9 protein-coding genes are annotated in these 13,219 nt (G+C 68.7%); 3 read left to right on the forward strand and 6 right to left on the reverse strand.

Annotation, left to right across the window (positions count from 1 at the left end):
* The first annotated feature begins 15 nt into the window (after positions 1-15).
* Both glgA and glgX read left to right on the forward strand, forming a co-directional pair.
* Positions 16-1,473, forward strand: a complete 1,458-nt coding sequence (gene glgA, locus VRZ77_RS09690; protein ID WP_414592442.1) for a glycogen synthase GlgA — start codon at positions 16-18, stop codon at positions 1,471-1,473.
* Positions 1,470-5,618: a glycogen debranching protein GlgX gene (gene glgX, locus VRZ77_RS09695; protein ID WP_414592443.1), complete on the forward strand. Its 4,149-nt coding sequence runs from the start codon at positions 1,470-1,472 to the stop codon at positions 5,616-5,618. Before glgA ends, glgX begins: the two co-directional genes overlap by 4 nt.
* Before the next feature lie 9 nt (positions 5,619-5,627).
* Here glgX and VRZ77_RS09700 read toward each other — a convergent pair whose 3' ends face one another.
* Positions 5,628-5,795 (reverse strand): hypothetical protein, encoded by a 168-nt coding sequence (locus VRZ77_RS09700; RefSeq protein WP_414592444.1) that lies wholly within the window; start codon positions 5,793-5,795, stop codon positions 5,628-5,630.
* Positions 5,796-6,120: 325 nt separating this feature from the next.
* On the opposite strand from VRZ77_RS09700, the gene VRZ77_RS09705 reads away from it, so the two are divergent.
* The gene (locus VRZ77_RS09705) at positions 6,121-6,360 is read left to right on the forward strand and encodes a hypothetical protein (protein WP_414592445.1); all 240 of its coding nucleotides are present in this window, start codon (positions 6,121-6,123) and stop codon (positions 6,358-6,360) included.
* An 81-nt stretch (positions 6,361-6,441) separates the two neighbouring features.
* On the opposite strand, the gene VRZ77_RS09710 is transcribed toward VRZ77_RS09705, so the two are convergent.
* The 5 genes from VRZ77_RS09710 to VRZ77_RS09730 form a co-directional block, all read right to left on the reverse strand.
* Positions 6,442-6,876 carry a GlcG/HbpS family heme-binding protein gene (locus VRZ77_RS09710; protein WP_414592446.1) on the reverse strand — a complete coding sequence of 145 codons (435 nt, stop codon included), beginning with the start codon at positions 6,874-6,876 and terminating at the stop codon, positions 6,442-6,444.
* Positions 6,873-8,402, reverse strand: a complete 1,530-nt coding sequence (locus VRZ77_RS09715; RefSeq protein ID WP_414592447.1) for a tripartite tricarboxylate transporter permease — start codon at positions 8,400-8,402, stop codon at positions 6,873-6,875. Before VRZ77_RS09715 ends, VRZ77_RS09710 begins: the two co-directional genes overlap by 4 nt.
* 10 nt (positions 8,403-8,412) lie before the next feature.
* Entirely contained in the window at positions 8,413-8,925 is a 513-nt protein-coding gene (locus VRZ77_RS09720; RefSeq protein ID WP_414592448.1) for a tripartite tricarboxylate transporter TctB family protein, read from the reverse strand.
* A gap of 121 nt (positions 8,926-9,046) precedes the next feature.
* Complete coding sequence (locus VRZ77_RS09725; protein ID WP_414592449.1) at positions 9,047-10,054, reverse strand: Bug family tripartite tricarboxylate transporter substrate binding protein; 1,008 nt, start codon at positions 10,052-10,054, stop codon at positions 9,047-9,049.
* Between the two features lie 161 nt (positions 10,055-10,215).
* Positions 10,216-13,191 carry an FAD-binding and (Fe-S)-binding domain-containing protein gene (locus tag VRZ77_RS09730; protein ID WP_414592450.1) on the reverse strand — a complete coding sequence of 992 codons (2,976 nt, stop codon included), beginning with the start codon at positions 13,189-13,191 and terminating at the stop codon, positions 10,216-10,218.
* Positions 13,192-13,219: the final 28 nt, after the last annotated feature.

A 13,219-nucleotide genomic window follows, 5' to 3' on the forward strand; every position in this document is an offset into this window, starting at 1 on the left:
CGTGGGCAGGGCAACGTGGCGGATCTGAAGCTTCTCTCGGTCGTCTCCGAAGTGTTCCCGCTGGTGAAAACCGGCGGGCTGGCCGATGTCGCCGGCGCGCTGCCTGAGGCGCTGGCCCCGCACGGCGTGCGCGCGCACACGCTGGTGCCGGGCTATCCCGCGGTGATGGCGGCGCTGGGCGAGGCGGAGGTCGCGCACAGCTTCGATCACCTGTTCGGCGGCCCGGCGCGCCTGCTGGCGGGGCGCGCGGCCGGGCTCGACTTGTTCGTGATCGATGCGCCCCATCTCTATGACCGGGCGGGCGGGCCTTATGTGGGGCTGGACGGGCGCGATTTCGGCGACAACGCCGCACGCTTCGCCGCGCTCGGCGCGGTGGCTTCCGGGATCGGGCTCGGCCTGGTGCCGGGCTTCGTGCCGGACATCGTGCACGCCCATGACTGGCAGGCAGGCCTTGCGCCGGCCTATCTCCACTATTCCGGCGGCCGCCGTCCCGGAACGGTGATGACGATCCACAACATGGCCTTTCAGGGCCAGTTCCCGCCGTCCATCGCGCCAATGCTGGGCCTGCCGCCCCATGCCTTCGCGGTGGACGGCATCGAATATTACGGCATGGTCGGCTATCTGAAGGCCGGCCTCCAGCTCGCCGACCGCATTACCACGGTGTCGCCGGGCTATGCCGGGGAAATCCTCCAGCCCGAGGCCGGCATGGGGCTCGACGGCCTGCTGAATGCCCGCAGCAATGTGCTTTCCGGCATTCTCAACGGGCTCGATCTCAATGCCTGGACGCCGGGTACCGACCCGCTGATCCCGCTGCCATTCGACGAGAAGAAGCCCAAGGCACGCGTGGCCAACAAGATCGCGCTCAAGCAGTCTTTCGGGCTCGATGCCGACCCCGAGGCACTGCTGTTCGGCGTAGTCAGCCGGCTGTCGTGGCAGAAGGGGCTGGACCTGCTGGCCGACAATCTCGGCACGCTGCTCGACCTCGGCGCGCAGCTCGTGCTGCTGGGGGCGGGCGATTCCGACCTCGCCGAGCGCTTCACCGGCGCGGCGCGGGACAATCCCGGCCGCATTGGCGTCCGGCTCGGCTATGACGAAGCGATCGCCCACGGCATCCAGGCCGGCGCCGACGCGCTGATCGTGCCCTCGCGCTTCGAGCCCTGCGGCCTCACCCAGCTCTCCGCCCTGCGCTACGGCGCGCTGCCGGTGGTGGCGCGGGTCGGCGGGCTCGCCGATACCGTGATCGACGTCAACGAGATGGCGCGCGCCGCCGGGGTCGGCACCGGCGTGCAGTTCTCGCCGGTCTCCGCGCCGGCGCTGCGCGGGGCGCTGATGCGCACCCACCAGCTCTGGCAGGACAAGGTGCTGTGGCGCAAGCTGCAGAAGAACGCCATGGCGACCGATGTCTCCTGGGACCGCGCGGCCCGCCAATATTCCCATCTGTTCCGCTCTCTGGTCGCGGAGCGCGCCGGGTGACCGACTGGACGCGCTCGCCCGGCAGCCCGGAGCCGCTCGGCGTCACGGCGGATGCGAACGGCGTGAACGTCGCGGTGTTCTCCGCTCATGCCGAGCGCATCGAGTTCTGCCTGTTCGACGTGTCCGGCGAGCAGGAGCTCGCCAGGATCGAGCTGCCCGAGCGCACCGGCGACGTGTTCCACGGCCATATTGCCGGGGTGCCGCCGGGCGCGCGCTACGGCTTGCGCGCCGCCGGCCCGTGGCGGCCGCAGGAGGGGCATCGCTTCAACCCCTACAAGCTGCTGGTCGACCCCTATGCCAGCCGGCTCGACCGGCCGTTCCGGCTCGACGAGGCGCTGTTCGACCGGCGCGCCCATGGCGCCGAGCGCGACGAGATCGACAGCGCGGCCTTCGTACCCAAGGCGATCGTATCCCCGGCGATCCTGCCCCATCCCGTTGAGCCGGCGCAGCCGGCGACGCCGGGTTTCGGCTGGGGCGACCAAGTGCTGTACGAGCTGCATGTGCGCGGCTTCACCATGCGCCATCCCGAGGTGCCGGTGGAGATGCGCGGAACCTTCGCGGCGCTGGCGCGGCCGGCGGTGATCGAGCATCTGGTGAAGCTCGGCATCACCACGGTCGAGCTGATGCCGGCCTTCGCCTGGATCGACGAGCGGCATTTGCCGCCGCTCGGGCTGACCAATTACTGGGGCTACAACCCCATCGTGTTCGGCGCCCCGGACCCGCGCCTCGCGCCGGGCGGGTTCGAGGAGGTGGCGCTGGCGATCGACGCGCTGCACGGGGCCGGCATCCGCGTGGTGCTGGACGTGGTGCTGAACCACACCGGCGAGAGCGACGAATTCGGGCCGACGGTGAGCCTGCGCGGGCTCGACAACGCGACCTATTACCGGCACGCGGCGGACGATCCCTCGCGCCTGCTCAACGACGCCGGCACCGGTAACACGCTGGCGCTGGAGCGCAGCCCGGTACTGCGGCTCGGCATGGACATGCTGCGGCGCTGGGCCGGGGTCGGGCTGGACGGTTTCCGCTTCGACCTCGCCGCCACGCTTGGCCGCCGGGTGGACGGCTTCGACCCGCACGCCCCGTTCCTCGCCGCCATGCAGCAGGACCCGATGCTGCGCGACCTCGCGCTGATCGCCGAGCCGTGGGATGTCGGGCTAGGGGGCTATCAGATCGGGCGCTTCCCCGCCGGCTGGGGCGAGTGGAACGACCATTTCCGCGACACGGCGCGCCGGTTCTGGCGTGGCGATGCGGGCATGATCGGCGAACTCGCCACCCGCCTCGCCGGCTCGGCCGACGTCTTCGGCGCCGGCGCCCGCCCGCTTTCGCGCGGCATCAATTTCGTCACCGCCCATGACGGCTTCACCCTCGCCGATCTCGTCTCCTTCGAGGCCAAGCACAACGAGGCCAATGGCGAGGACAATCGCGACGGCACCAACGCCAACTATTCCTGGAACCACGGCATCGAGGGCTGGACCGACGATCCGGCGGTGACGGGACGCCGGCAGGCCGACATGCGCGCGCTGCTCGCCATTCTCATCACGGCGCGCGGCACGCCGATGCTCACCATGGGCGACGAATGCGGGCGTTCGCAGGCCGGCAACAACAACGCCTATGCCCAGGACAACGAGCTGACCTGGCTGGACTGGTCGCGCACCGACGAGGACCTCGCCACCTGCACCGCGCGGCTGGTGATGCTGCGCCGCCGCCATCGGGCGCTGCGCCTCGAAACCCCGCTCACCGGGCGCCCGGTCGACGCCAGTGCGATCCCCGATGTCGAATGGCGCGCTCCTTCCGGCGAGGCGGTGGACTGGGACGGGGCGGACACCCGCGCGCTGGTCGCGGCGTTCTACGCGCCCGCGGCCGACGGCGTGCCGGCCGACCGGGTGGCGGTGGCGCTGAACGCCTCGCAGGAGACTTTGCCGCTGGAGCTGCCGGAGCCGCGCGACGGCTTCGCGTGGCGGCTGGCGGCGGACAGCGCGGCGGGCGATGCCGCCGGGGAGGGGCTGCCCGCCCGCGCCGTGCGCATCTTCGTCGAGGAGGCCGCGCCCGCCGCGCCGCAGCGCCCGGCCGATCCGGCCCTGCTGGAGCGGCTCGCCGCCGCCGCCGGCATTTCCAATGAGTGGTGGGACGTTGGGGGCACCCATCACGCGGTGAGCGACGACACCAAGCGCGCGCTGCTCAAGGCGCTGCGCCTGCCGGCTGGTACCTCCGGCGAGGTGCGCGACAGCCTCGCCGGGCTGTCAGACCAGCAGTTCGGCCGCGACCTGCCCTTCGCGCTGGTGCTGCGGCAGGGCGAGGCCGGCGAGGTGCGGCTCGGCGGCGAGGCCGCGCGGGCCCGGCGCCGGCTCGACCTGGACATCGTGCTGGAGGACGGCACACGGCGCGTATTCCCCATACACGCCGATGACGGCATCCGTATGCCGGCGACCCAGCCGGACGGGCGGCTGGCGGTGGTCCGCCGCGTCGCCCTGCCGGAGTTGCCGCCGGGCCGGCACGAGCTGCGTCTACGCGATGTCGTTTGCCGGCTGACCGTGGCGCCACCAGCCTGCTATCTGCCGCCGGCGCTGGAGGAAGGGGGGCGCTGCTTCGGCCTCGCCGCGCATCTCTATACGCTCCGCCGCGACCGGCACGATCAGGGCATCGGCGACTTCACCGCGCTCGGCGAGCTGGGGGCGCTGGCGGCCGGGGAGGGTGCGTCCACGCTGGGGCTCAACCCGCTGCACGCGTTGTTCCCGCAGGATCGCGAGCGGGCGAGCCCCTATCACCCCTCCGACCGGCGCTTTCTCGACCCGATCTATATCGACCTCGCCGCGCTGGGGGCGGATGTCTCCGGCTTTGCCGGCATCGCGGGCGCCGCCAATGTCGACTACACGGCGGTCTGGGCCGCCAAGGAGACGCTGCTGCGCGAGGCTTTCGCCCGCTTCGAGGCGGAGCCCGAGCCCGGCTTTTCCGGCTTCATCGCCGAGGGCGGCGAGGCGCTTGGCCGGTTCGCGGCGTTTCAGGCCATATCCCGCCTGCACCCGAAGCTGGGCTGGCGCGATTGGCCGGCGGGCCTGCGCGAGGCCGATCCCTCCGCGCTCGCCGGCTTTGCCGGGGAGCACCGGCGCGAGGTGGATTTCGCGCTGTGGCAGCAATGGATCGCCGACCGCCAGCTCGGCGCGGCGGCGCGGAAGGCGCGCGAGGCCGGGCTGATTCTTGGCTTCTATCGTGATCTTGCGGTCGGCACCGCGCCGGATGGAGCGGAGGCCTGGGCGGAGCAGGGCATGCTGATGCAGGGCGTGAATGTCGGCGCGCCGCCCGATCCGCTCGGGCCCGAGGGGCAGAACTGGAACCTGCCGCCGCCCGACCCGCTCGCTTTGCAGCGCGACGGCTATCAGGGCTTCGCGCGGCTGGTCGCGGCCAATATGCGCCATGCCGGCGCGCTCCGCATCGACCATGTGATGGGGCTGCGCCGCCTATTCTTGCTGCCGGAGGGCGCGGGGGCGGTCGAGGGGGCCTATCTCGCCTATCCGTTCGAGGACCTTGCCGGGCAGGTGGCCGCCGAGAGCGTGCGCGCACAGTGCCTCGTGGTCGGTGAGGATCTGGGGACGGTGCCGTTCGGCATGCGCGATCAGCTCGCGCGCGAGCGCATGCTGTCCTATCGCGTGCTGTGGTTCGAGCGCTCGGGCGAGGATTTCATGCCGCCGCAGGATTATCCCACTCTCGCGGCGGCCTGCATCTCCACCCATGACCTGCCGACGCTGAAAGGCTGGTGGGACGGCGCGGATATCGAGGAGCGCCTCGCCCTCGGCCTTGCCGACGCGGCGGCTACGGCCGCAGCGCGCGAGGAGCGGATCGCCGAAAAGCACCGGCTGGCGCGCGCGCTGCTTAATGAGGGTCTGATCGCGGCCGAGCCAGAGCCGGACGCCCCGCTTGCCGACGCGTTTCTGGTCGCGGTGCACGCTTATGTCGGGCGCGCGCGGGCGCAGATCGCGCTTGCGCAGCTCGACGATCTTGCGGGCGAGGAAGTCGCGGTCAATCTGCCGGGCACGGACCGCGAGAGGCCGAACTGGCGCCGGCGCCTGTCCGCTTCATGCGAAACCGTGCTGGAGCGTCCGCAAGCCCGCGCGGCGCTGAAGGCCATGGGCGAGACGCGCGCGGAGTAGCCGGCCGGCTCAGGGCGCGGGCGGCGTGGCGGGCGCCGGCGGCGTTACCGGCGCGCCGACCGGCGGGGTCGGGTTCTCGGTCGGCTGGGTCGTGGTGCGGCCGGAATAATCGATCGCGGCATACACCGCGAGCAGCAACACCACGGCGGCGATGACGAGGGTGGTGGTCCGGTTCATCAGGCGTCTCCTGCCGGCCGGCGCGCCGTCTTGAGTTGTTCCAAACGATGTTCCAAGAGGCGCGCCAGTCTATCTTCGTGCATGAATAATATCAGCCCGGACCGGCACGGCGCCGCATTCGGGAAATGTCTCTACGTCAGGTTAAAAATGGCCCGGACGCGGAGATTTTCGTTGTCGAAACGCACGCGAACCCTCAAAGTTCCCCCTGAGAGCCACCTGTGGCGTCGCCCGAGCGACGTTGGCCGGTCCGTGCCAGAGCCGCGCCAAGCGGCCCGCCGACCCGACGCGAGACGGGGCGGTTTCAAAAAAACGAGAGGGAGAATCCATGCCGCACAACGAGTTCGATGTCGTGACGCTTTCGCCTTCCACGGTGCGGGTGATGCATCGCAGCGCGCATCACGTCTACGAATTCGCCGTGGTCGACGATGGTCGGGGCCGCCGCATCGTGTCGAGCGGGCCGGCCATCCAGTTCGGCAAGGATGGGCAGATCGCAGCCTGGGACCTCGTGGCCGCCGCCGAGAAGGCCGCCGCCGCGGCCGCGCGCTCCACAGGCGTCATCGATTAACCGTCGTCGCCGCGAACAGGCTGCCGCACATGAAAAAGGCCGGGCGATGCCCGGCCTTTTGTTTTGGGAATACGTAAGTCCTCAGTCCGCGCCGGGATCGCCGACAAGGCCCGCCGCCGCGATGCCGGCCAGCGCCGCCGCCTCGTCGTTCTCCGACGTGTCGCCGGAGATGCCGACCGCGCCGACCACCTCGCCGGAGCCGTCGCGGATCAGCACGCCGCCGGGCACCGGCACCAGCGCGCCGCCGATCACGTCGGTCACCGAGGCGATGAAGAAGGCCTGCTCCTTGGCACGCTTGAAGAGCGAGCGCGAGCCCATGCCCAGCGAGAGGGCGCCATAGGCCTTGCCATGGGCGACCTCGAAACGCTTCAGGCTGGTGCCGTCCTCCGACGCCGCTGCACGCACCGCGCCGCGCTCGTCGAGAACGACGACGGCCATAGGCTTGAAATTGCCCTTGCGGCAGGCGTCGAGCGCGGTCGCAAGGATGGTCTGGGCGGAGCTGAGGCTCAGGGTCATGCGCGGGTGCCTTCGCTGCTGGCCGGGACGCTGGAATGGCCCCGGATCATGTCGATGAGCTTTCCGATAAGCGGCCAGAACAGCATGATCAAGGCCAGCGTGGTGATGGTGCCCACCAGCTTGTTGGACCAGAAGATGCCGAGCCCGCCGTCGATGCCGATCATCGACTGCCGGAAAGCGTCCTCCGCCTTGTCGCCGAGCACCAAAGCGAGGGTGAGCGGGGCCAGAGGAATGCCGACCTTCTTGAACACGTAGCCGACGATGCCGAAGCCGAGCATCAGCCAGATGTCGAACATGGCGTTCTGCACCGCGAAGGCGCCGACCGCGCAGGACACGATGATCATCGGGGCGATGGTGGCGAAGGGCACGCGCAGCACCGAGGCGAACAGCGGCACCGTGGCGAGCACGATGATGAGGCCGGCGATGTTGCCCAGATACATGGAGGCGATCAGGCCCCACACGAAGTCCTTCTGTTCCACGAACAGCAGCGGGCCGGGCTGGAGGCCCCACACCATCAGGCCGCCGAGCAGCACCGCCGCCGTGCCCGAGCCGGGAATGCCGAGCGCGAGCATGGGCAGCAGCGCCGAGGTGCCGGCGGCATGGGCGGCGGTCTCGGGGGCGAGCACGCCCTCAATCTTGCCCTTGCCGAACTGCGCGCCGTCCCGCGAGAAGCGCTTGGCGAGGTTGTAGCCCATGAACGAGGCCGCGATTGCACCGCCCGGCGTGATGCCGAGCCAGCAGCCGATGGCCGAGGAGCGCAGCAGCGTCGCCCAGTAGCGCGGCAGCGACAGCCAGGTGCGCCATACCACGGTGAGGCGGATCTTGGCCTCCTGTCCCTTGAAGGCGAGATGCTCCTCCATGGCGAGCAGGATTTCCGACACGCCGAACAGGCCGATCACCGCGACCAGGAAGTCGAAGCCGCGCAGCAGTTCGATCGAGCCGAAGGTCATGCGCAATTCGCCCGACACCGTGTCCATTCCGACCGCCGCCAGCAGGAAGCCGATGGTGAGCGAGATGATGATCTTGTGGCGGGATTCCTTGCCGAGGCCTACGAAGGAACAGAAGGTGAGGAAATAGACGGCGAAGAATTCCGGCGGCCCGAAGCGGATGGCGAAGCTCGCTATCCACGGCGCGAGGAAGGTGATGAGCATCACCGCCACGATGGAGCCGACGAAGGAGGCGGTGAAGGCCGCGGTCAGCGCTTCCGCCGCCTCGCCCTTCTGCGCCATGGGATAGCCATCGAATGTCGTGGCCACCGACCACGCCTCGCCTGGAATGTTGAACAGGATCGAGGTGATGGCGCCGCCGAACAGCGCGCCCCAGTAGATGCACGACAGCAGCACGATGGCCGAGGTCGGGTCCATGGTGAAGGTGAGCGGCAGCAGGATGGCGACGCCGTTCGGACCGCCGAGGCCGGGCAGCACGCCCACCAGAATGCCGAGGCAGATGCCGATCAGCATCAGCGTGAGGTTATGAAAGGTCAGAAGGACCCCGAAACCGTGAAACAGTGACTCAAGCGCTTCCATGATCGCCTCCTCAGAACCCGAACGCCGCTTCGAGCGGGCCCTTGGGCAGCAGCACGTTGAATTCCACGTCGAAGATGAAGAACATGCCGATCGAGAAGATCAGCCCGGTCAGCACCGACTTCCACACGGCGATCTTGCCGATGAGGATCATGAACAGGCTGACGAACAGGAAGCTCGACACGTAGATGCCGAGGATCTGCACGCTCAGCACGAAGATCACGGTCGGGATGAACACGCGCAGCACGCGGCCGAAGGCGGAGCGGCCGACGAAGACCTCCTCGCGCAGGGCAGGGTCGCGCAGCGCCGAGACGATGCCGACCAGGCTCGCCCCGCCGAGCAGGACGGAGAGGTAGAACGGGAAGTAGCCGGCCTGCGGCCCGTCCGGCGCCCAGCCCGCGCCGATGCGCCAGTTGTCCCAGCCGAGGAAGACGGCGACGGCCAGCAGCAGGGCCATCACCACGACTTCGACGTTGCGTGTGGATACGAGCGACGCGTCGGCGACCTCGTGCGGGTCATCGGACATCGTTGATCTCCAGAATATCGAAAAGGGAAATTCGAGCGCGCCGTGGGGCGCGGAGCGGCGGTAACGCGCGACACGACCCGCCCATGCCGGCGCCCGGACGGACGCCGGCATGGGCGATCGCTCAGTTGGCGACGAAGCCGAACTTGGTCATGAGGTCCTTGTAGAGGGCCTCGTCCTGCTCAAGGAACTTCACCATCTCGGCGCCCTTGAGGCCGGAAGGCTTCAGCGCCTGCTTCTCAAGGTATTCCTTGAATTCGTTGGTCTCGACCAGCTTGCCCAGCATATCCTGATAGAAGGCGGTCTGGTCGGGGGTGACGTTCGGGGGCAGGAACACGCCGCGCAGCATGATCCACTGGAAGTCGATCCCCTGCGAGGCGCAGGTCGGGATGTCCTTCCACGACATGTCGGTGGTGACCTTGGCGTCGTAGTTCATCACTTCCTTGTCGAACACGCAGAGCGGGCGGACCTGACCGGCGCGCCACACGGCGATGTTCTCGGAAGGGTTGTTGACGTTGACCTTGATGTGGTCGCCGACGAGCTGGGTCGCCGCCTCGCCGCCCGACTTGTAGGGGATGTAGCTGAACTTTACGCCGGTGATGTTCTCGATGGCGGAAGAGAGAATGTGGTCCTCGCGCTTGGAGCCGGTGCCGCCCAGCTTGTAGGCGCCGGCGGGCTCCTTCTTGGCTGCGTCGATGAATTCCTGCGCCGTCTTGTAAGGCGCCTCGGCATTCACCCACAGCACGAAATTGTCGAAGGCGAGGATGCTGACCGGGGTGAGCTTGCGCCAGTCGAAGGGCAGCTTGTTTGCGAGCGGGAGCGTGTAGATGGCGGAGTTCGAGATGACGAACTTATAGGGGTCGCCAGCGCTCGCCAGCATGTCCATCAGGCCCTCGCCGCCATTGGCGCCGCCCTTGAGCGTGACCACGACGGGGGTGGGCGAGAGCTTATTGTTCTGGATGGCGGCCTGCATCATGCGCGCCATCTGGTCGGAGGCGCCGCCGGCACCGGCGGGAACGATGATCTCGATCGGCTTGGTCGGCGCCCAGGCGGCAAAGGCCGACGAGAAGGTGAGGCCGGACAGGCAGGCTGCCAGCACGGCCGAGCGCTTGGAGACGAACTTCTCCCACATAGTATTTCCTCTCTTGTAAAGGCGGTCCCGGTGGCTGCCGGTCGGCCAAGGCGTTTCCTGAGGTCTTTTTGAGTTATGCATTCATTATGCAATCGACGTGATCACGAGGCAAGCTGAGTTTGGCGGCTTCTCCCTGATTATCGTCCCGACGGCCGGGTCTTCTACTCGGCCGCCACCATCGCGCGGATGGTCTCCGGCTGGCGCGCGGAGACCACGGAGCGGGCGAGGATCTGCACCACATGCACGGCGTCGCGCTGGGCGCCGTCGTGGATCTGATGGCGGCAGGAGGTGCCGTCGGCGACGACCAGCGTGCCGGCATCGGCCTTGCGCACCGCCGGCAGCAGCGAGAGCTCGGCCATGGCCAGCGAGGTGTCGATGGTCTCGGAATGATAGCCGAAGGCTCCGGCCATGCCGCAGCAGCTCGACTCGATGGTCTCAACGGCAAGGCCCGGCACCAGACGCAGCGTCTTCTCCACCGCGCCCATCGCGCCGAACGATTTCTGGTGGCAATGACCGTGCAGCAGCGCCTTGTCGCCCACCGGGCCGAGGTCGAGGGTGAGGCGTCCGGCCTCATGCTCGCGGGCGAGGAATTCCTCGATCAGCAGCGCATGGGCGGAGAGCCGCTGCGCGCTCTCGCCGGGGAACATCGAGGGCAGCTCGTCGCGGAATGCGAACAGGCAGCTCGGCTCCAGCCCGACCACCGGCACGCCGCGCGCGACGAACGGGGCGTAGGTATCGAGCACGCGCCGGGCCTCGGCCTTCGCCTGATCGACGAGGCCGGCGGAGAGGAAGGTGCGCCCGCAGCACAGCGCGCGCGCCTTGCCGTCCGACGGCGCGGGCATGTGCACGCGGTAGCCGGCGGCGGTGAGCACGGTGAGCGCGGCCTTGATGTTCTCGCTCTCGAACCAGCGATTGAAGGTGTCGGCGAACAGCACTACCTCGCGCCCGTTTTCCGGGCCAAAGGTGGTCCCGTCGCCGCAGAAGCCGTCGGAGCGCCATTTCGGCAGGGTGCGCCGGGCGCTGAACTGGGCAAACTTCTCCGAGAGCTTCGCCGCGCCGGGCAGCCGGTCGCGCAGGTTGAGCAGCCACGGCACTTTCGAAGCGAGCGCCGCGTAGTGCGGGAGATAGGCGACGAGGCGCTGGTGCAGGGTGATGCCCTTGGACTTCGCCCGCGCGGCCAGAGCCTCGATCTTCATCTTCGCCATGTCGACGCCGGTCGGGCATTCGCGCCGGCAGCCCTTGCAGGAGACGCAGAGCTTGAGCGTCTCCATCATCTCGTCGGAGGCGAGCGCGTCGGGGCCGAGCCGGCCGGAAATGGCGAGGCGCAGCGTGTTGGCGCGCCCGCGCGTCACGTCGCGCTCGTTGCGCGTGACGCGGTAGCTTGGGCACATCACCCCGGCCACCGCCTTGCGGCAGGCGCCGTTGTTGTTGCACATCTCGATGGCGCCCTGCAGGCCGCCGCCCTCGCCGGAATAGCCGGACCAGTCCAGCGCCGCCTTGATCGGCGCGACCTTGTAGTCCGGGGCGTAGCGGAACAGCGATCGGTCGTCGAATTTCGGCGCGCGCACGATCTTGCCGGGATTGTACAGCCCGTTCGGATCGAAGCGGTCCTTCACCTCCTCGAACACCTTGACGAGGTGCGGGCCGAACATGGTCTCGTGGAATTCCGAGCGCACGATGCCGTCGCCATGCTCGCCGGAATGCGAGCCCTTGTACTCGCGCACCATGTGGAACGCTTCCTCGGCGATGGCGCGCATCGCCTTCACGTCCTGCTCCTGGCGCAGATTGAGCACCGGGCGCACATGAAGGCACCCCTCTGAGGCGTGGGCGTACCAGGTGCCCTTGGTACCGTGCTTCTCGAACACTTGGGTCAGCCGGGCGGTATAGTCGGCCAGATGCGGCAGAGGGACCGCGCAGTCCTCGACGAAGGAGACGGGTTTGCCCGCCTGCTTCATCGACATCATGATGTTGAGGCCGGAGGTGCGCACATCCGCGATGGCGGCCTGGAGCCCGGGGTCGCGCACGTTCACCACGCCGCCCCAGCGCTCCCCGCTTTTGTCCCAGCCGAAGCCGAGATCGCCCATGGTCTGCTCCAGCAGCTTCAGACGGCGCTCGTTCTCGTCCTCGTCCTCGGCGAACTCGACCAGCAGCACGGCGGCCGGCGTGCCGCGCACGAACTGGCGCAGCGTCGGCTGGAACATCGGAATCTCGCCGGCCAGCGCCAGCAGCGTCTCGTCGACGAGCTCGACCGCGATGGGCCCGAGCTTCACCAGATGCTGGGCCGCGTCCATCGCCTGATAGAAGCTGCCGAAATGGCAGGCACCGAGCACCTTCTTGCCGATGACCGGCCAGAGCTTGAGCTCGATCCGGGTGGAGTAGGCGAGGGTGCCTTCCGAGCCGACGAGGAGATGAGCGAGGTTGTAGCCGGCCGGGTCCGGCACCAGCGCATCGATATTGTAGCCGCCGACGCGGCGCTGGACGCTGGGAAAGCGGGCGGCGATCTCGCCGGCCTCGCGGGCGCCGATATCCAGCAGGTCGCGCGCCAGCGGCATCAGCGGCGAATCCGTGGAGAGGCCGGACAGATTATGATCGACCCGGCCGAAATGCGCCTTAGCGCCGTCGGCCATCATGGCGTCGATGGAGATCACGTTGTCGCGCATCGTGCCGTAGCGCAGCGAGCGGCCGCCGCAGCTGTTGTTGCCGGCCATACCGCCGATGGTCGCGCGCGAGGCGGTGGAGACGTCCACCGGGAACCACAGGCCATGTGCCTTGAGCTGGCGGTTGAGATCGTCCAGCACGATGCCGGGCTCGACCACGCAGCGCCGCTCCGCGACGTCGAGTTCGAGGATGCGGTTGAGATATTTCGAGCCGTCCACCACGATGGAATCGTTGATGGTCTGGCCGCATTGCGAGGTGCCGCCGCCGCGGGCGGTGACCGGCACGCCTTCCGACCGCGCCAGCGCGATCGCCCGCTCGGCTTCCTCCACCGTACGGGGAACCACGACACCCAGCGGCATGATCTGGTAGAACGAGGCATCGGTGGCGTAGCGCCCGCGATTAAAGCGGTCGAACCACACGTCACCCGTGATCTCGCTCTTCAGGCGCCGCTCAAGTCCCGGCGTGAGCCGTGCCGCCATGTCATTCCTCCCTATGCCCGACGTTAAA

It is taken from the genome of Ancylobacter sp. G4_0304 (assembly GCF_047501495.1).
Classification (GTDB): Bacteria; Pseudomonadota; Alphaproteobacteria; order Rhizobiales; family Xanthobacteraceae; genus Ancylobacter.

Bases quoted from the DNA above. Each gene is read 5' to 3' on its own strand.
- VRZ77_RS09700 (WP_414592444.1), bottom strand. From the start codon at position 5,795: ATGAACCGGACCACCACCCTCGTCATCGCCGCCGTGGTGTTGCTGCTC.
- VRZ77_RS09730 (WP_414592450.1), bottom strand. From the start codon at position 13,191: ATGGCGGCACGGCTCACGCCGGGACTTGAGCGGCGCCTGAAGAGCGAG.
- VRZ77_RS09705 (WP_414592445.1), top strand. From the start codon at position 6,121: ATGCCGCACAACGAGTTCGATGTCGTGACGCTTTCGCCTTCCACGGTG.
- VRZ77_RS09720 (WP_414592448.1), bottom strand. From the start codon at position 8,925: ATGTCCGATGACCCGCACGAGGTCGCCGACGCGTCGCTCGTATCCACA.
- VRZ77_RS09725 (WP_414592449.1), bottom strand. From the start codon at position 10,054: ATGTGGGAGAAGTTCGTCTCCAAGCGCTCGGCCGTGCTGGCAGCCTGC.
- VRZ77_RS09710 (WP_414592446.1), bottom strand. From the start codon at position 6,876: ATGACCCTGAGCCTCAGCTCCGCCCAGACCATCCTTGCGACCGCGCTC.
- VRZ77_RS09715 (WP_414592447.1), bottom strand. From the start codon at position 8,402: ATGGAAGCGCTTGAGTCACTGTTTCACGGTTTCGGGGTCCTTCTGACC.